Source organism: Pseudorhodoferax sp. Leaf265, from assembly GCF_001422365.1.
In the GTDB taxonomy this organism is placed as follows: domain Bacteria; phylum Pseudomonadota; class Gammaproteobacteria; order Burkholderiales; family Burkholderiaceae_C; genus Pseudorhodoferax.
The window spans coordinates 1-17,985 of the sequence record NZ_LMMT01000038.1; the positions used below are offsets into that span (position 1 = coordinate 1).

The following is a 17,985-nucleotide window of genomic DNA, read 5'->3' on the forward strand; positions in this document are numbered from 1 at the left end:
CTCAGCCACAGCCGCGCCTTCATCGTGCGGGCCTACCTGCTGCAGACGCACGAGATGCTGTTCGATGCCCACAACCACGCGTTCCGCGTGCTGGGCGGCGTGCCTCGGCGCGGCATCTACGACAACATGAAGACCGCCGTCGACAAGGTGCGTCGCGGCAAGGAGCGCGACGTCAATGCGCGGTTCGGCGCCATGGTCAGCCACTTCCTGTTCGAGGCGGAGTTCTGCAACCCGGCCTCTGGCTGGGAGAAGGGCCAGGTCGAGAAGAACGTGCGCGATGCGCGCCACCGGCTCTGGCAGCCAGTGCCGGCCTTCGCCACGCTGGCGTCCTTGAACGACTGGCTGGAGGGGCGGTGCATGGCCCTGTGGCGCGAGATTGACCACGGCAAGCTGCCAGGCACCGTCGCAGACGTATGGGCGCAGGAGCGGGCACTGCTGATGCCGTTGCCGCGGCCCTTCGATGGCTTTGTGGAGCACACCAAGCGCGTCTCGCCCACCTGCCTGGTGACGTTCGAGCGGGTGCGCTACAGCGTGCCGGCCTCGTATGCCAACCGGCCGGTGAGCCTGCGCGTCTATGCCGAGCGGATTGTGGTCGCGGCCGAGGGCCAGCTGCTGTGCGAGCACCGGCGCGTCATCGAGCGGCGCCACGACAGCGCTGGCCACACCGTCTACGACTGGCGGCACTACCTGGCGGTGCTGCAGCGCAAGCCGGGTGCGCTGCGCAACGGCGCACCCTTTGTTGAACTGCCAGCGGCGTTCCGCCAGCTGCAGGCCGCTCTGCTCAAGCAACCCGGCGGCGACCGCGAGATGGTCGAGGTGCTGGCCTTGGTGCTGCACCACGACGAGCAGGCCGTGCTGACCGCCGTCGAGCTGGCCCTGGAGGCCGGCGTGCCGACCAAGATGCACGTGCTCAATGTGCTGCATCGGCTGCTGGACAGCAAGGCCGCACCGCCACCGGTGACCGCACCTCAGGCGCTGCGCCTGGTCCGCGAACCGCTTGCCAACGTGAACCGCTATGACGACCTGCGGGCGTCGGAAAGGAAGGTGCGCCATGCGCCATGACCCCGCCAGCGCTGCCATCGTCATCATGCTGCGCGAACTGAAGATGTTCGGCATGGCGCAGGCTGTCTCCGAATTGGCCGAGCAAGGGGCACCGGCCTTCGAGGCCGCGCAGCCGATGCTTGCGCAGCTGCTCAAGGCCGAGACGGCCGAACGCGAAGTGCGGGCCGTGGCCTACCAGCTCAAGCAGGCCAAGCTGCCAGCGTACCGGGACCTGGCCGGCTTCGACTTCAGCAGCAGCGAGGTGAACGAAGCCCTGGTGCGCCAGCTGCACCGCTGCGAGTTCATGGAGAACGCGGAGAACGTGGTGCTGGTCGGCGGTCCGGGCACGGGCAAGACGCACTTGGCCAGCGCCATTGGTGTGCAGGCCGTCGAGCACCATCGGCGCAGGGTTCGCTTCTTCTCTACGGTCGAGCTGGTCAACTTGCTGGAGCAGGAGAAGGTCTGCAACAAAAGCGGGCAGATGGCCCATCGCCTGGCTCACATAGACATGGTGGTGCTCGACGAGCTGGGCTACTTGCCATTCAGCGCCTCGGGCGGGGCCTTGCTGTTCCATCTGCTCAGCAAGCTCTATGAGCGCACCAGCGTGGTCATCACGACCAACCTGAGCTTCAGCGAATGGGCCAGCGTGTTCGGCGACGCCAAGATGACCACGGCACTCTTGGACCGCCTCACGCATCACTGTCATATCCTTGAGACCGGCAACGACAGCTACCGGTTCAAGAACAGCTCCGCGCAACCCATCAAGAAGGAGTCCAAACCGAAGAAGTTATCCACACCGTGAGCCCTGCTGGGCTCTATCCAGGGTGGGTCAAAGTTCGATGGAAATGGTGGGTCAGGAATACGTGGAAATCAACACCATGGACTTGCACGCGCGCGCGATGGAGCGTGGGTCCGCTACGCCGCCATCGTCACGCTGCGGCAGCAGCCCGAAACCGCCAATGGCACAGTTTCATGTCATTGGAAGACGAGACCGGCGTTGTCCAGGTCATCGTGTGGCGCTCGTTGCGCGAGAAGCAGCGGGAGGAAGTTCTGCGCGCTGAACTGCTGGCGGTCCAGGGCAGGTGGCAGCGCGAAGGCGACGTGATGAACCTCATTGCGCATCGGCTGGCGGACCTCACGCCTATGTTGGCTGGGCTTTCGACCGTCTAACGAGACTTCCACTAACCGACCTGCTCATCCTCGCTTGCAACCAAGCCGCGGCCGACTTCGGCGTACAGCATGTGAACAGATAATGCAGGCTGCAAAAGAGAGCGCAACGCTCACGTGGAACAGATGCCCCAAACGTTAAAAGAGTTGCTGGCCGAGCGCGCCAAGTTGGACGCGGAAATCGCGAGTCGCCGCAAGACAGAGTCGGCCCAAGCGCTGAGGACCATTCACGAGCTCGTGGCCGAGTTCGGTTTCACTTCGCAGCAAGTCTTCCCTTGGAAGCCAGCCGCCGCGAAGAAGAGCAGCGCGAAGTACCTCAACGAGAAAACCGGCCAGACCTGGAGCGGCCGTGGAAAGCCACCGGCTTGGATTGCCGGCAAGGACCGGAGCGACTTCCTCATCGAGCGCCCGCGGCCAGACGCGGGCCCCTATCTTGCCGAGATGGCTGCGGCCGCCGACCGCGTGCGGTCGTAGCCTCAGGGACTGCAGCCAGAACTCCGCACTGGACCCCAGGCTAGAATTTTGCTGTCGAGGCTAAATAGCTGTTTGGCGACAAATTCAAGTCTTCGTTAGCCGAGTAACGACAATCTCGCGTCCATGTGGTGCCGTCGTGAGCTGGATTGCGACATGCGCGAATCGCCTTGGGAGCGCCATGGCTTGCCATCAAGCTCGACCGGCTGCAGCATAGAGTCATGGGCGTAGAAGCTGGGCGAGGGAAGAGGTCCAATACGTGACGCACTGCGGCGCTAGAAACTCACCCAAAAATCCAGCCTGTAAGAATCGCAGTTTTCCAATGGCACAGGTGTCCAGTTCAAACCTCGACTACATACTCTGGAATGAAAAATTCCTGCTCCCCTTTGTCGAGGTAACCAAGTGGATTGGATACTACTCGGCACCTTCCGACCTGATATTCATTTGGACAATGCAGATGTCCATGAGCCCAGACATCCGCGTAGGGAAACAGTTCATCCAAGGAGTTGCAGAATCCTGCGGTGCCCGGCGTTCTTCCGTATCTTGGGTCTGCACTCAGTAGACTTGGGGCAAAGTGGGTGACAACGACAGTTTTTCCGTGATGGTTTGTACGAAGCTCGGCGTCAAGCCAACGCTGACACTCGAGGCCCAACTCCCGAATGCCATCAGCCAAAACGGGGGCATCGTTGTACAAAGTGCTGTACTTCCTCAGATAGAAGTTGGCTGCCCTGAAAGCCTTCTCGCGATTTCGTAGGACCTCTGGTAGTGAAGGGGGGACTGCCAGCCCAACCTGCAACGCCAACGCATCAAAATCAGACCATAGCGTCGTGCCTAGGAATCGTACACCGTCAATAACAATTGCTTCGCGTTCTAGCATAAGAATGTCGAGTTTCTGACAAGTTCGCCTGAGCTTCTCATGGGTTCGCGAAAAGTCCTGCTGGTCGTACTCGTGATTTCCAGGCACGTAAACAACCGTCTTCCAGGGCGAATGCTTGGGTGAAAATGCCGTCAAACCAAAATCGTCGGAACTAAGTAAGCTACCTTCTTGATATGAGCCTATGTCCCCAGCCAATACAAGGACATCGACGCCCTTTGCCGGTGACGCAACGAAGTGAGGCTGGCGTTCCAGATGCAAGTCCGAGAGCAGTTGAAATTTCATTCAGGTATCCTTTTCACTGTCTGCAGCGGCTGCGCGAAGAATCGGCACCACCGTCCCTCCCCCGCGTAGTGACGTAAGCTCCTCTTTCAATGAGCGTAGCTCGTGGAGAAGCGATACCTCACGAGCCAATGATGCGTCGAGCTTGCCGCTGAGAGTGCGTATGTCACCGCGCAGCCCATCTATCGTCGTCGTGGGGTCCTTCTTCCGCTTACAAGACTCGCGTCGTGCAGCGTCAATTTCCTCTATTAGAGCCGCGAAGCCTGGCCTCTTCCTTTTGATGCTTCCATCTAGTCGGCCAGCCTCTCTCGACACGCTGTTATTGTTGATTACTTCCCCCCGGGCCACAAGGCGCGAGAGGGCTGCCCTATATTCATCAAGAGCCTCAGGCATGATAATGCGTCCTCAACTAAATAGCGGAATAGTATGGGGAGTAAAGAAGCTAACATTAGATAGCCATCTTAAATTTCTCAAGTACGCCCAAGACGTCGCTTTCGAGTCTATCCTCAACACTCCCGGGGTAGTCAGCGCGCAGCTTTGCGACCACCAGTTTTTGGGAGTCAATCACCTCATTCAGCTTCGTTGGTGAAACCACCAGATGGCGGCAATTCTTCTCTAGGCATTCCTTGGGGAAAAGTTCGAGCGGGAGACGCTCGCACCGCGAGGTAGACGTGCACCCTCCCAGAACCGTTTCGCGGTAGCATATTTCCCCTTTGCGAATCTTGTCCAAGGTAATCTCCTTATCCGCAAAGTCTGCTATGAAACCTTGCGCTGCCGCGCTGCCTACCCAGTTTCCGTGTCCTCCAGCAAGCGCCTCATCTGCGAAAAGAACTTGCTTGAGGTAAGCATAATAGACCGCGAGCGGTTGGTTATCTTTCCATTCAGCTGCGACGTGCCTGAAGGCACGTCCCCGTCGTGTCGCATCAGGGGCGAGATGTGAGCCCTTGCCGTAATAGCGAGTGACCGCTTCGATGATTTGCTTCAACTGCCGTTTTAGGCTCGGGAAGCTCACGATGCCACTTGCGTGTGCGTATAGGGTAAGGCTTCGCCTAGCCTGATGCCTCTGGAGTGGCCAGACCGTTCCAACAGAAAACTGTGGCTCGGATTTCCATTCGCGTGATGTATCGATGAGCATCAATTCTTCGACGTCGTTCTCTGAGATGACAAGATTGAGTCGAAATGCGATACTTCCTAAAGAGTGCGCCGGGCGCGTGACTGAGGGCCTATAGCGGTTAAACCCAATCCCGAGAGCGCAAAACAATGCAATACTTCTTGTTCGATTCTTGATATGACCTTGATTTTGAAACGCTCTATGAATGACGTGATATATGGCTTGGGCACTACGGACTGCCCTTGCGCCTAGTGAGCTGGTAACCCAAACATCCGGAGACGGAAGCCCACCGTTCTCCTTTGTGGAAAACCCATGAATGAGATACTCCCAGCGGCCATCCACCAGTTCCATGCTTAGGCAGTCGAACGGAAGCATCCTAGCTTCGATATGACGCATGCCGCTGAATAATAAGATAAGCAGCTCGAAGACCATCGAAAGCTTCGTCACAACTGCACCAACAGAATGGCGGCTAATGTTCTTCGCCCCATAGAACTTTAGGAGCCCTTGGATTTCGCTTGATGGATTAGAAATTTTCTCATTATCTAGTACTTGCTTTAGCAGCACCGTGAACTCTTTGGAAAGCGCCTCGAACTTTCGCAGCTCACCTTCCAGTCCGCTGATGAGGCGAGAATAGAGTTCTGACGGGATAGGCGCATGCTGATTAACATCCTCACGCCATGCTGCTCCTATGGGTAACAGGGTTTCTAGCAGCTTCGCATGGTCAAAAATAAAGCCGCAGCGAGAGGAGCCTATCGCCGATAGAACGCCCAGTGTCCCCGTCAGCGCATAGACCCGCCCGGGTGCCAGTTTGCATAATTTCAGAAGAAAATCTATGTTCTGCAGCCCCTCGCCCAAAGTGAGCCCCTCCTTGCCGCAAAGATTACCCAGCCACTTTAGGCAGCCTGACCTGCTTAATAGAGTGCCGAAAGCTGGGAATCCATCACTGTCAAACATCAAGTGGTATATGGCCTGCTTTACCTCGCACTTAATGACCGCGGCAAGCCCTTCTGATATTTCGTCAGACAAGAAATTTCTGAAGTTAATTCCGGTATTCACGCGAGCGGTCCATACTCGGCGCAAGTCCCAGTAGTCGTCGTTAAGGAGGGATATTGCTGCGCCCTTTTCATCTATGGACACAACCGCCTCGGGAGGGGTTCGAAGCGTGTCGTAGTCTGGTGATTCATAACTAACCGGACCGTGTACCCACTTCATACCATCTCCAAAGCAATGAGTTGGTCAAGCTTCGCGGACCAAAACGAATGAAGGTTTCCATCGTCTTCGACATCTGCGCGACATCGCTCAAAGGCGGTGGCATCGAGTCGCACCTTGAGTTCCGCGATGAGTAGGTCTAGCCTTGCCAGTACTTTCGAGTAAGTTGCACGCTCTTCGCTCGAAAATAATGTCGACATAGAGAGTTCGCGAAGACAAAACCTGCAACTTAGCAGTTTTCTAAGGTCTTCCGCTGTCTCATGAATTCGATTGCGCTGACAGAATAAACAGCTCTCGCTGCTTCGGCATTTTGGCTCGACGGGGGCATGTTCCATGGCGACTGGCGAGCCGAACTTAGAGCACCCGCCAACTGCACTTTCCGTATCCTCCGCGCACTCAGGCGACAATGACGGCGGCTCAAGCCTCTCAAGGAATTTCGATATTTCCTCTCGTTGCTTCTTGCTATTTCCATTCGAGTATTGCCTAATTCCCGTTCTAATGTCATGCCCCATCAGCGCCGAAGCGTCCTCGGGTGTCCCGTTTGATATCGCAAAGTCTTGTTTGGCGGCGCGCAGCTGCCGAGCGCTAAGCTTAGGCACTTGAACGCGTAGTGACTGAAGCCGTTTGTACAGTAACGGAAGAAAAGTCTCCGGCAGTCGAACCGGAAAATCTCGATGGTCTGTGGTTAAGAGAAGAGCACTCGAGGTATGGGGTTCGAGCAAATAGCTCCTAAGCTTTGTGTACAGTCGAAGCAGTGGAAGAAAATCTAATGGCACCTCGACAGTAACTTCCTTTCCGCGTGCGCGCCATCGAATGCCACGGTAATTTTGCTTGGTAACTTTAACGAGGTCCGGCTCCTCGCCGCCATCTAGCGCGCAGATGAATCCGATATTCTGACCAATAGTCGCGACGAACATTGCAGCGAAACATAGTGCTGCAAAAGTCGCGTGATTTAGTCTTGTCGCGCTTCGAGGAAGGTTGGCCTTGGTAAAGTTCGCATGACTGTATTCTGCAGTCCCCCTCGCAGCTTGGCGGAAGTAGAATCCATTTTTTGGGAGGGTGATTAGAATCTCTTCATACGAGAGCGGCCTTCCTGTCTCCCGGCTGTATCCCTTAGGACTTTCTGATAGAAGCTTGCCACCGTTGAGAATAGCGATTTCCGTTGTGGTACCGTTTTCCCCAAAGGGACCCTTCACCGTTATTGGGTATGACTCGCAGGAAAGAACGTGATTTGCAATGGTGGTGAACAGCGCTTTACAGGTTGCGTAAAGGCGGTTTCTGTCAGACCGGGAAGGCACGGCCGTTGTAGAAGTCCTCGGCTTTCGTCTTTTGGTCGGCTTGAGTTCGGCTCCCCAACTATCGTCATGAAAATAGGTGCGCAGTATGCCTATGGCCGCCGATTGAATATTGGCAGAGGAATTCTGCGAACCTAGTGTGAGGGCTGCGGTACGCTGCTTTTCGAATGTAATCCAGTGAGCGGCAACCCGCAATGTGTCAGAAGCAGATGAGAGGTCAAATTCGTACCCATTCTCGTCAGCCCAATCAATGAACCATAGCGCACTGCGTGCTTTAAAGTAGATAGAGTTGTCACGAAGACCCTCTTCGTTCTGATGCTCAGCTATAGCAGATGCAAGTTGAATTACACAGCGGCGACGAACTTCGCATAGAGAGCCGGCGTCAAAGGTGTGATTTTTCCGAGCATTGCTATTGGTCTTTCGTTGCAGATAACTTATCTGGCCGATATCCAACAAACGAGCAATTCCGCTCCATTTTAGGAATAGGTTTTCAGGAAATGCAATTGCGGGAAGGGGGCTTGTTGGCATCAATAGCACGATGGGCTGGCGCATTGTATTTAAGGGTCAAAGAATAAACTTAAGTCATCTAGGTCCGCCTGATAGGCTTCGTTCATCTTGCGTACGTCGTTGCGGCGGCTCTTGTATTTAAGGTACTGCTCAGTCACCTGTGTAGATGAGTGCCACATTAACGTTGAGAGGTCATCTAGCGCTTTGGAGTACGTAATGGCTCCTGATTGGATAAGCGGCTCCATTGCTTCTACCCACCTTAGTCCAAAGGTGGCTCGGAGGTCATGAAATTGAAAGTGATAATCTGGATTGGAGAGCGCCTTCTGCATCAAAGGAAGCACTTTCTCTTTAATGAACTGGCGCACGGCTTGCCCGGTGCGCTTATATCTTCGCTGCTTGGTTTGAAGAGACTTTATTAAATCTCGTTTGGCGTCATAAAATGGACTTCCGTTGTGGCTGAGAAAAACGTACTGTTCTGCTTGGTCGCCGCCATCGGCTTTATTCGCTCGGCTACGGTATCGTTCGCTGTGGATATAGGTGTGAAAAATTCGATACAGTTGAATGGGGACATGCAAGACCCCCACTTTTCCTTTTTTTGTGTCAATGCCTAGCGATGCCTTGCACAATAGACGTACTTCCTGACCTTTAACGCTTTCAGGTGGCGCTATGAAGTTCTTCTTGCGCAGCGTAAGTGCGGTTTGAATCCTTGCGCTGGACACAAGCGAGAGAAGATGAACCAACGTCATCTCGGTGTTGCCAATTTTCTTGAGGGTTTCTCGCAGAACGTCTTGCTCGCTACGAGGAAGGGGCCTTAGCTTTCCTTCGTCTTGGATGCAGTCGTCAAAAGGATTGCTCCTCTCGGTAGTCGCAATCATCAAGTCGGTGGCCATGACTTGTTTTTGAAGTGGCCCGGTGCTTGAAGCAAAGAAGACTCTTACGCCGGGTCTCATCTTCCAAGGTTCATGGGCGAGTTGGACGTGCCCATCCTGGATGAGCCGAGAGTAGAGGCCTACAACGGAGCCCAGTCTGCGATTAGCGATGCTGCGAGGCAGGCGCTCCAAATCCACAAGACGTTTCAAATATGCTTTGTACCTGTAGGTTGGTCTCTTGTTTTTTAGTTTAGGGAAATCAAGCCAGTCGACTTCGGAGTCGTCGAGAAATTGTCGGTAGTTGGACAAATCGTCAGCTTTGTATCCCAGAGTCTGAGGCTCGTACTGGTCTGCCTCTGTTGCCAAGTCGAGGAGGTACAGGGTGGCCTCCGGCCACGGACTTCCATCAGCATTTAGCACCAATGGAAACAGTGGCAGTAGGTGGTCCTCAGCAGGAGGAGCGTCGGAAGACGTGGGGAATACGAACTTCTTAGGGCTTAGGAAATATCCGTCATGCCGGTCTTCTCCATCGACGAAGAAGGCATAAATGCTGGTTTCGTCTGAGAGCCCTGCGAGCTGTAGCAGCGGAAGGGTGTGGCGGCGCGGACGGTCCATTGCGACGGCTCCTAAGGGCAAGGCATGCCCTTTGAGTGTCCATGCTAGGCCTACTTGCGAACAGTGTCGAGAGTGGTTTACTTGCTAGTAGCCCATGCAGCCAGAGTCTGGCGAAGGGCAGCAGGTCGTCCAGTGCATTGCAGAAGCCCGCCGTGCCTGGCGTGAGGCCATAACGCGGGTCGGCACTGTGCAGGCTGGGCGCGAAGTGCGTCACCACCACCGTGGTGCCGTCGAAGGGCTGGGCCAGCGCCGCGCGCAGCCACTGCTGGCAGGCCAGGCCTTCCTCGCGCATTTCGGCGGCCAGCCAGGGCTGGCCGTGGCGCGTGGTGCCGGTGCGGCGCAGGTAGTGGTCGGCCGCGCGGAACGCCTTGTGCCTGGCCTTCAACTGCTCGGCCAGCGAGAAGTGGCCGCCGCGCCCGGCCGGTCCGATGGCGTCGTAGTCGGTCCACAGCGTGCTGCCGACCAGGCGTAGCGCACTGCCATCGGCGGCTGCGCCGGGCAGTTCGACGACCTCGCGGTCCAGCCAGCGCAGGCCCAGGCGCTCGCAGGTTTCTCGCAGGCGCAGGGCTGTGGCGTCCACGTCCAGCATGTCGTACTCGTGGTTGCCGGGCACGTAATAGACCGGCACCGGCCAACCGGCGAACAGGCGCAGGCCGAAATCGGCATCGGCCATGCGCGAGCCGGTTTGGTAGGAACCGACATCGCCGGCCAGGATCAGCACATCGGCGCCGGCCACGGGCTCGGGCACGAAGTTGGTGTGCACTTCAAGGTGCAGGTCGGAAAGCAGCTGAAATTTCATGGAATCGTGTTCTGCGCAGGGCCATGCCAAGGTTATGCGTGAACTGCATGGGCCAGGACTTGCAACCCTAGGGATAACCCTTATTCTTCAATCACTCTGAACTTTGGACCGCCACAAGCGGTGTTTGTATGTTGATCGTTTCCTGGTTTGCCCGCGTTTACCAAGGGTGGACCGCTTCCGCCGCAGCCTCTGCCCACCAGGGCGCCCGTGATGGCGCCGCCCGCGAAGTCGCCTTCGCGCTGCTGGAGAGCGCGGACAACCTCGCCGGCCACGACCCGCACGAGGCTCGCCGCCTGCGCAGCGCCGCGCAGGCTTGGCTCAGCGTGGTGCGCTGAAGCAGCGCCCTCACAGCGCAAAAGCCTGTTCGGCCGCGCGCACCACGGCTTGGCGCAGCCACTGGTGGTGGCTTTGCAGGTCGGTGCGGCGGTGCCACAGCGCGGCCACGTGCACGGCCGCCACGTCGAACGGCAACTCCTGGTGCACCAGCTGCTCGGCGATGCCCGTGGCCTCGACAAAGTGGCGTGGCAGTACGGTGAGCAGATTGGAATTGGCCACCACGCGGCCGGCCGTGAAGAACTGGTTGACCGTCAGCACCACGCGGCGTTCGCGCTTGAGCAGCGCCAGCGATTCGTCGATGAAGCCATAGGGCCGGCCCGAGAAGCTGACCAGCAGGTGGCGCGCGGCGCAGAACTGGTTCAGCGTCAGCGTGCCGCCGGCCAGCGGGTGGTCGCGCCGCATCACGCACACGTATTCGCTGTCGTACAGGCGCTGGTGCTCGAAGGGCACGGCCTTGCCCACCTGCGCGCGGGCCGTGAGGTCGGCCAGCACGGCCGGGAAGAAGCCGACGGCCAGATCGGCCGTCTCGTCGTCCAGCAGCCGGCGCGGGTCGCGCGTGGTCAGTGGCACCACGCGCAGCGAGATGCCCGGCGCCTCGTCTTCCAGGATGTCCACCAGCCCCGGCACCAGCATGGCGGCGGTGGCGTCGGCCATCGCCAACACGAAAGTGTTGTCGGCTGACAACGGGTCGAAGTTGTTGGGTGCCAGCGAAGCCTGCAGCTGCCGCAAGGCCTCGCGCACGGCGGGCCACAACGCCATGGCGCGCGGCGTGGGCTCGATGCCCTGGCCGCTGCGCTGCACCAATTCATCGCCCAGCGCGTCGCGCAGGCGCTGGATCGCATTGCTGACGGCGGGCTGCGTCAGGGAGAGATTGCGTGCTGCGCGCGTGAGGCTGCGCTCTGCCAGCACCTCGTCGAAAACGCGCAACAGGTTCAGATCCAGCGTGCGGAAGTTCGGGGCGGCCATGGCGCTTGGGGTGTCTATGAGTTCGCATGCGACTCTATTCATCACCACGGTGAATGTCCAGCATCATGAATATAAAGTTGAAGAACACTAGGGCAAACCCTAAGATTCACCCCATGCCGCTGCCGACCCAGGTGGCGAAGAGAAGGAAAACCCCATGACCAGCTTTGTTCACGTCGACTATCCTCAACAACACCCCGGCGTTGCGCGCGTCGAAGCGGCAATCCAGGCTGCAGGCAGCCTGCGCCAAGGCTTCGACGGCACCCGTGGCATCGCCGCGTTGCTGCTGGCTGCCGTGGTCTCCGCGCTGCTGGTGCTGGCCGACCGCATGGTCGACAGCTGGGCCGATGGCCGCTTGATGGCCGCCTGGGTCGTGCTGTGGCTGGTGACCTTCGCCGCACTGGCGCTGTTCGCCACGCCCGCTCGCCGCCTGGCCACCGCGATGGTGCAGCGCCTGGACGGTTGGTCGCAGCGCGTGGCCCGTGACCGTGCCGACGAACGCCTGTGGGCCACTGCCCAGACCGACGCCCGCGTGATGGCCGACCTGAAGGCGGCCGTGTCGCGCAGCGAACTGGCTGCCCCGCGTATCGCGGCGGCCCTGCATGCCGCTGAAGCGCCGGCCCGCATCAGCCTGCGTGAAGTGGTGCAAGGCTGGTACCGCGACGTGCAGAAGGCGCGCGCCGACGTGGCCTTCCTGGCCGCGGCCCACGAAGACCCGCGCATGCTGGCCGAACTGCGCGCCGCTGCCACCCGCGCCGAGTCCGTGCCGGCCCAGACGCAGACCCTGCTGCGCGGCGACAACGCCAGCAATGCACTGCGCGATGCTGCCCACGCCATGGGTGCTCGCCGCAGCTACTACTTCTGAGCCCAGCGTTCCGTCCCGGCCGCGCCGGGAACCTTCAAAGCCACCCTTCGCGGTGGCTTTTTTCATATCTCGATGAAGCTGATTCGCTGTTTAGAATGAAACCATCGTCACAAATTTGACTGAGCGATGGATTCAATCAAATGGCTGTTGCTGACCTACAAGGTACCAGCCGAGCCGACCGCCAAACGCATGGCGCTGTGGCGCCGCCTCAAGGCACTGGGTGCGGTCTACCTGCAGAACGGCGTCTGTCTGCTGCCCAAGACCGACGACCACGTACGCAAGCTCAAGGTGCTGGAGAACGACATCGCGTCCATGGACGGCGATTGCGTGCTGTTGGAAACCATCGCGCTGGACCGGCTGCAGGAAGACAAGGTCATCGCCCGCTTCAAGGCCGACCGCGACGACCAGTACCGTGAACTGCTGGGCCGCTGCCAGGACTTCGAGGCCGAGATCGCCAAGGAAATCGCGATCCAGAAGTTCACGTATGCGGAGCTCGACGAGGAAGAAACCGACCTCAAGAAGCTGCAGACCTGGTTCGAGAAGATCCGCAAGCTCGATTTCTACGACGCCCCGCTGGCCACCACGGCCGCCGAACGCCTGAAGCAGTGCGAAGCTCTCCTCGACAGCTACGCCAAGCAGGTGTACGACGCCCATGACGAAAACCGTTGAATCCGGCGCCAGCGTGGCACCAGCCCGCGGCGCACGCGCCGTGCCCCGCAGCGTCTGGGCGCTGGGTTTTGTCTCCATGTTCATGGACATCTCGTCCGAGATGGTCCATGCGCTGCTGCCCGTCTACATGGTGGCGGTGCTCGGCACCTCGGTGTTGGCGGTCGGCCTGATCGAGGGCATCGCCGAGGCCACGGCCTCCATCGTCAAGGTGTTCTCGGGCGCCATCAGCGACCGCTTCGGCAAGCGCAAGCTGCTGGCGGTGGTGGGTTACGGCCTGGGCGCGCTGACCAAGCCGGTGTTCCCGCTGGCCGGCACACTGGACTGGGTGGTGGGCGCGCGTTTCGTCGACCGCATCGGCAAGGGCATCCGCGGCGCGCCGCGTGATGCACTGGTGGCCGACGTGACGCCGCCCGAACTGCGCGGCACGGCCTATGGGCTGCGCCAGACCTTGGACACCATCGGCGCCTTCACCGGTCCGCTGCTGGCCATGGGCCTGATGTGGTGGACGGCCAACAACTACCAGCTGGTGTTCTGGCTGGCTGTGCTACCGGCCTTCGTGTCGGTGGCCGTGCTCGTGGTCTTCGTGCGCGAGCCCAAGCTGCCCGAGGCGACGCGCCCGCGCAAACTGCCGCTGCGCAAGAGCGAACTCGTGCGCCTGGGCCCGCCCTACTGGTGGGTGGTCGGCATCGGCCTGGTCTTCACGCTGGCGCGGTTCAGCGAGGCCTTCCTGATCCTGCGCGCCCAGGCAGTCGGTCTGGAACCAATGTGGGTGCCGGCCGTGCTGGTGTTGATGGGCGTGGCGTATTCGCTGTCGGCCTACCCGGCGGGCGTGCTGTCGGATCGCCGGCCGCGTCAGGACGTGCTGCTCGCCGGCCTGGCGCTGCTGGTCGCCGCCGATCTCGTGCTGGCCTGCGTGCCGGGCCTGTGGGGCCTGGGGCTGGGCGTGGTGCTCTGGGGCCTGCACATGGGCTTCACGCAGGGTGTGTTCAACACGCTGATCGCCGACAGCGCGCCGGCCGACCTGCGCGGCACGGCCTTCGGCATGTACAACCTGCTGACGGGCGTGGCCCTGCTGCTGGCCAGCGTGATCGCCGGCGCGCTCTGGGATCTGGTGGGATTCCAGGGCACCTTCGCCTGCGGCGCGCTGTTCGCTGCGCTGACGGCGGTGGGGCTCATGCTGCGGCGGCGCCAGATGGCATAGCGCGCCATTGAAAAAGCCACCTTGCGGTGGCTCCTTCATGGGTCGCGGTGCCGGCTCAAGCGGCCAGGCGCGTCTCGATCTGTTGCTTGATCTCGCCCATTTCCTTGGGCAGGTGGTAGGCCAGTTGCGTGAACAGGTCGTCGTGCAGCTTCAGTTCGGCCTGCCAGGCGGCCTGGTCGATGCTGGTCACGGTCTTGAACTGCTCGGCGCTGAAGTTGAGGCCGGTCCAGTTCAGCTGCTCGTAGGCCGGGCTCACGCCGAACACGTGCTCCTGGCCGCCTTCAGCGTGGCCCTCCAGGCGGTCGATCATCCACTTCAGCACACGCATGTTCTCGCCGTAGCCGGGCCAGACGAACTTGCCGTCGGCACCTTTGCGGAACCAGTTGGTGGTGTAGATGCGCGGCAGCGTGGCGCCCGCCTGCTCCAGCTTGGCACCCAGGTTCAGCCAGTGCTGGAAGTAGTCGCTCATGTTGTAGCCCATGAAGGGCAGCATCGCGAACGGGTCGCGGCGCACCACGCCCTGCTGGCCGGCGGCCGCAGCGGTGGTTTCCGAACCCATGGTGGCGGCCATGTAGACGCCTTCCTTCCAGTTGCGCGCCTCGGTCACGAGTGGCACCGTGGTCGAGCGGCGGCCACCAAAGATGAAGGCGTCGATCTTCACGCCCTTGGGATCGTCCCAGGCTTCGTCCAGCGCCGGGTTGTTGAGGGCGGCCACCGTGAAACGTGCGTTCGGGTGGGCGGCCTTGGCGCCGGTTTCCTTGGCGATCTGCGGTGTCCAGTCCTTGCCCTGCCAGTCGATCAGGTGTGCGGGCAGTGCCTTGCCGGCCACGTCGTCTTCCATGCCTTCCCACCAGACGTCGCCGTCGTCCGTGAGCGCCACGTTCGTGAAGATCACGTTCTTGTCCAGGCTGCGCATGCAGTTGGGGTTGGTCTTGTAGTTCGTGCCCGGTGCCACGCCGAAGTAGCCGGCCTCGGGGTTGATCGCGCGCAGCGAGCCGTCGGCCTGCGGTTTGATCCAGGCGATGTCGTCACCGATGGTCGTGACCTTCCAGCCCTCGAAACCGGCGGGCGGCACCAGCATGGAGAAGTTGGTCTTGCCGCAGGCGCTCGGGAAGGCGGCCGCCACGTGGTACTTCTTGCCGTCGGGCTTGGTCACGCCCAGGATCAGCATGTGCTCGGCCAGCCAGCCCTGGTCGCGACCCATGGTCGAGGCGATGCGCAGCGCGAAGCACTTCTTGCCCAGCAGCGCGTTGCCGCCGTAGCCCGAGCCGTAGGACCAGATCTCGCGCGTTTCCGGGTAGTGCACGATGTACTTGGTCTTGTTGCAGGGCCACTTCACGTCGGCCTGGCCGGCTTCGAGCGGCGCGCCCACCGTGTGCACGCAGGGCACGAAGTCGCCGTCCACGCCCAGCACGTCGTACACGGCCTTGCCCATGCGCGTCATGGTCTTCATGTTCACGGCGACATAGGGGCTGTCGGACAGCTCGATGCCGATGTGGGCGATCGGCGAGCCCAGCGGACCCATGCTGAACGGCACCACGTACATCGTGCGGCCCTTCATGGCGCCCTTGAACAGCGCGTTCTCGCCGGTCTGCAGCAACTGGCGCATTTCGGCCGGTGCGGTCCAGTTGTTGGTCGGGCCGGCGTCTTCCTTCTTGGCCGAGCAGATGAAGGTGCGGTCTTCCACGCGGGCGACGTCGGACGGGTCGGACAGCGCCAGGAAGGAGTTCGGGCGCTTGGCCGGGTTCAGCTTCTGGAAAGTGCCGGCGTCGACCAGTTGCTGGCACAGGCGCTGGTATTCGGCGTCGCTGCCGTCGCACCAGTAGATGTCGGACGGCTGCGTCAGTGCGGCGATGTCCGAGATCCAGGCGATCAGCTTGGCGTTCTTCACGTGTGCCGGAGGATTGATGTTCAGTCCTTGCATCGTGGGTGCGTTCATGGGCTAGCTCCTAAGTTGAAAAATCGTCTTTCACAAAGTCGCTCGCAATGCAAGCGGGCCTTGGACCTGGTGGAAGACGACAGGTGCAGCCCGGCGCAAGAGTCCGGCGCCGGTCGGGAGGCCAATTCTAGGGATGGGGCTTGCACGCGGAGCCACGTTGGAGACAAAACCCATGCAAAACAAGCATAGGGTTATGTCCTCGTGATGACGGCTGTGACAAAGTTGTCGTCGTGCGGACGCAACAAGTGCCGTACGCGAGGCGAGAAGCAGGGGAAACGGGAGATGGCGTCGGGCGTGCCGACGCCAAAGGGGAAACAACGGGCCGCGTTGCACGGCCCGCCTGAGCCTGTCGGCTCAGGCCATGGAGACAGCGATGAAGGCGAGCAGGAACATCATCACGCCGCCGACGATGGGCAGCACGATGGGAATCATGGGCACCACGGCCTCGACCGGGTCCACCTCATGGGCGGCGACCTCGTGCGGGTTGGGGCTGGCGTGGGAGTCGGACATGTCTCTATTCCTCTCTATACCTTCGCTCTAAAACGCGGGATTGTAGCGATGGGCCTCAGCGCAGTTCCTTGGTCTCGAAGCCGGCCTGGCCCAGTGCCTGCACAAGCTCGTCCAGATGGCTGCGCCCACGCGTCTGCACCACGAGTTCGATGTCCACGTTCTGCGCCGACAGCGCCGTGAACGCGCGCTGGTGCTCCACCTGGTCGATGTTGGCGCCGCTGTCGGCCACCACGGTGGCGATGCGCGCCAGCGAGCCCGGGTGGTCGGCCGCGCTCACGCGCAGCCGGCCGAGCCGGCCCGAGCGCACCATGCCGCGCTCGATGATGGCCGCCAGCAGCATGGGATTGATGTTGCCGCCCGACAGCACCAGGCCCACCTTCTTGCCACGAAAGCGCTCCGGCTCGCGCAGCAGCGCCGCGAGGCCGGCCGCGCCCGCGCCCTCGACCACGGTCTTCTCGATTTCCAGCAGCATCAGGATGGCCTGCTCGATGTCGCCTTCCTGCACCAGCATCAGCGCGTCCACGCTCTCGCGCACGATGGCTTGCGTGATCTGCCCCGGTGAGCCCACCGCAATGCCCTCGGCGATGGTGCTGTTGCCTTGGACATGCGCCGTGCCCTGCACAGCGTTGACCATGGCCGGAAAGCGCGCGGTCTGCACGCCGACGATCTCGATGCCCGGCTTCAGCGCGCGCGCCGCCGTGGCGATGCCGGCGATCAGCCCGCCGCCACCGACCGAGACCACCAGCGTTTCCAATGCCGGCACCTGTGCCAGCATCTCCAGACCCACCGTGCCCTGGCCGGTGACGATGTCCTCGTCGTCATAGGGGTGCACGAAGGCCAGGCCCTGGGCCTTGGCCAATTCCTGTGCATGTGCGCGCGCCGCGTCCAGCGAATCGCCGTGCAGCACGATCTCGGCGCCGAAGCCGCGCGTGCGCTCCACCTTCACGGCCGGCGTGAAGCGCGGCATCACGATCACCGCGCGCAGCCCCAGGCGCTGCGCATGGTAGGCCACGCCCTGGGCGTGGTTGCCGGCGCTCATGGCGATCACGCCGTGCTCAGCGCCGCCGGCCTGCACCAGCCGCACGAGCTTGTTGCAAGCGCCGCGCTCCTTGAACGAGGCCGTGAACTGCAGGTTCTCGAACTTCAGGAAGACCTGGGCGCCCGTGATGTCCGACAGGGTGCGCGATTCCACGCAGGGTGTCTCCAGCACCTGGCCTTGCAGCCGGGCCGCGGCCTGGCGGATGTCGTCGAGGGTCAGCATG

General features: G+C 60.8%; 18 protein-coding genes. 8 read left to right on the forward strand and 10 right to left on the reverse strand.

Annotated elements, in window-relative coordinates; all coding sequences use genetic code 11:
• The 4 genes from istA to ASF45_RS27155 form a co-directional block, all read left to right on the forward strand.
• The coding region (gene istA / locus ASF45_RS27140) for an IS21 family transposase (RefSeq protein ID WP_056671010.1) at positions 1-1,062 on the forward strand (1,062 nt) is incomplete at its 5' end.
• Positions 1,052-1,843, forward strand: coding sequence for an IS21-like element helper ATPase IstB (istB, locus tag ASF45_RS27145; RefSeq protein WP_056671013.1), 792 nt, complete (start codon positions 1,052-1,054; stop codon positions 1,841-1,843). The genes istA and istB, both read left to right, overlap by 11 nt.
• Positions 1,844-2,013: 170 nt before the next feature.
• A complete protein-coding gene (locus ASF45_RS27150; RefSeq protein ID WP_056671016.1) occupies positions 2,014-2,211 on the forward strand; it encodes a DNA polymerase in 198 nt (65 codons plus the stop codon).
• A 123-nt stretch (positions 2,212-2,334) separates the two neighbouring features.
• Positions 2,335-2,682, forward strand: coding sequence for an H-NS family nucleoid-associated regulatory protein (locus ASF45_RS27155; RefSeq protein WP_056671019.1), 348 nt, complete (start codon positions 2,335-2,337; stop codon positions 2,680-2,682).
• Positions 2,683-3,019: 337 nt separating this feature from the next.
• Here the strand turns inward: ASF45_RS27155 and ASF45_RS27160 are convergent, their stop codons facing one another.
• The 6 genes from ASF45_RS27160 to ASF45_RS27165 are packed head-to-tail and all read right to left on the reverse strand — an operon-like array spanning position 3,020 to position 10,240.
• Positions 3,020-3,838 (reverse strand): metallophosphoesterase, encoded by an 819-nt coding sequence (locus tag ASF45_RS27160; protein ID WP_056671023.1) that lies wholly within the window; start codon positions 3,836-3,838, stop codon positions 3,020-3,022.
• Positions 3,839-4,228, reverse strand: a complete 390-nt coding sequence (locus tag ASF45_RS34130; RefSeq protein ID WP_063887806.1) for a hypothetical protein — start codon at positions 4,226-4,228, stop codon at positions 3,839-3,841.
• A gap of 55 nt (positions 4,229-4,283) precedes the next feature.
• Positions 4,284-6,158 carry a hypothetical protein gene (locus tag ASF45_RS35620; RefSeq protein ID WP_156473202.1) on the reverse strand — a complete coding sequence of 625 codons (1,875 nt, stop codon included), beginning with the start codon at positions 6,156-6,158 and terminating at the stop codon, positions 4,284-4,286.
• Entirely contained in the window at positions 6,155-8,002 is a 1,848-nt protein-coding gene (locus ASF45_RS35625; RefSeq protein WP_156473203.1) for a hypothetical protein, read from the reverse strand. Before ASF45_RS35625 ends, ASF45_RS35620 begins: the two co-directional genes overlap by 4 nt.
• 5 nt (positions 8,003-8,007) lie before the next feature.
• Positions 8,008-9,441, reverse strand: a complete 1,434-nt coding sequence (locus ASF45_RS35900) for a site-specific integrase (protein WP_162244063.1) — start codon at positions 9,439-9,441, stop codon at positions 8,008-8,010.
• Positions 9,338-10,240 carry a metallophosphoesterase gene (locus ASF45_RS27165; protein ID WP_056671026.1) on the reverse strand — a complete coding sequence of 301 codons (903 nt, stop codon included), beginning with the start codon at positions 10,238-10,240 and terminating at the stop codon, positions 9,338-9,340. The genes ASF45_RS35900 and ASF45_RS27165 overlap by 104 nt, the downstream gene beginning before the upstream one ends.
• Positions 10,241-10,368: 128 nt before the next feature.
• Between ASF45_RS27165 and ASF45_RS27170 the strand changes: the two genes are divergently transcribed.
• Positions 10,369-10,575 (forward strand): hypothetical protein, encoded by a 207-nt coding sequence (locus tag ASF45_RS27170; RefSeq protein WP_056671030.1) that lies wholly within the window; start codon positions 10,369-10,371, stop codon positions 10,573-10,575.
• 10 nt (positions 10,576-10,585) lie between these two features.
• On the opposite strand, the gene ASF45_RS27175 is transcribed toward ASF45_RS27170, so the two are convergent.
• Complete coding sequence (locus ASF45_RS27175; RefSeq protein WP_056671032.1) at positions 10,586-11,542, reverse strand: LysR family transcriptional regulator; 957 nt, start codon at positions 11,540-11,542, stop codon at positions 10,586-10,588.
• A 154-nt stretch (positions 11,543-11,696) separates the two neighbouring features.
• On the opposite strand from ASF45_RS27175, the gene ASF45_RS37160 reads away from it, so the two are divergent.
• The 3 genes from ASF45_RS37160 to ASF45_RS27190 all read left to right on the forward strand — a co-directional run bounded on the left by ASF45_RS37160 (position 11,697) and on the right by ASF45_RS27190 (position 14,274).
• Positions 11,697-12,404: a hypothetical protein gene (locus ASF45_RS37160; RefSeq protein ID WP_063887807.1), complete on the forward strand. Its 708-nt coding sequence runs from the start codon at positions 11,697-11,699 to the stop codon at positions 12,402-12,404.
• 126 nt (positions 12,405-12,530) lie between these two features.
• Positions 12,531-13,073 (forward strand): Chromate resistance protein ChrB, encoded by a 543-nt coding sequence (locus ASF45_RS27185; RefSeq protein ID WP_056671035.1) that lies wholly within the window; start codon positions 12,531-12,533, stop codon positions 13,071-13,073.
• On the forward strand, positions 13,057-14,274 hold the full coding sequence (locus tag ASF45_RS27190; RefSeq protein WP_056671038.1) for an MFS transporter: 1,218 nt from the start codon (positions 13,057-13,059) through the stop codon (positions 14,272-14,274). The genes ASF45_RS27185 and ASF45_RS27190 overlap by 17 nt, the downstream gene beginning before the upstream one ends.
• Before the next feature lie 55 nt (positions 14,275-14,329).
• Here the strand turns inward: ASF45_RS27190 and ASF45_RS27195 are convergent, their stop codons facing one another.
• The 3 genes from ASF45_RS27195 to ASF45_RS27200 all read right to left on the reverse strand — a co-directional run bounded on the left by ASF45_RS27195 (position 14,330) and on the right by ASF45_RS27200 (position 17,984).
• The gene (locus ASF45_RS27195) at positions 14,330-16,213 is read right to left on the reverse strand and encodes a phosphoenolpyruvate carboxykinase (GTP) (RefSeq protein ID WP_056671041.1); all 1,884 of its coding nucleotides are present in this window, start codon (positions 16,211-16,213) and stop codon (positions 14,330-14,332) included.
• 354 nt (positions 16,214-16,567) lie between these two features.
• Positions 16,568-16,723, reverse strand: a complete 156-nt coding sequence (locus ASF45_RS36165; RefSeq protein ID WP_170168323.1) for a hypothetical protein — start codon at positions 16,721-16,723, stop codon at positions 16,568-16,570.
• Between the two features lie 55 nt (positions 16,724-16,778).
• On the reverse strand, positions 16,779-17,984 hold the full coding sequence (locus ASF45_RS27200) for a threonine ammonia-lyase (protein ID WP_056671044.1): 1,206 nt from the start codon (positions 17,982-17,984) through the stop codon (positions 16,779-16,781).
• Position 17,985: the final 1 nt, after the last annotated feature.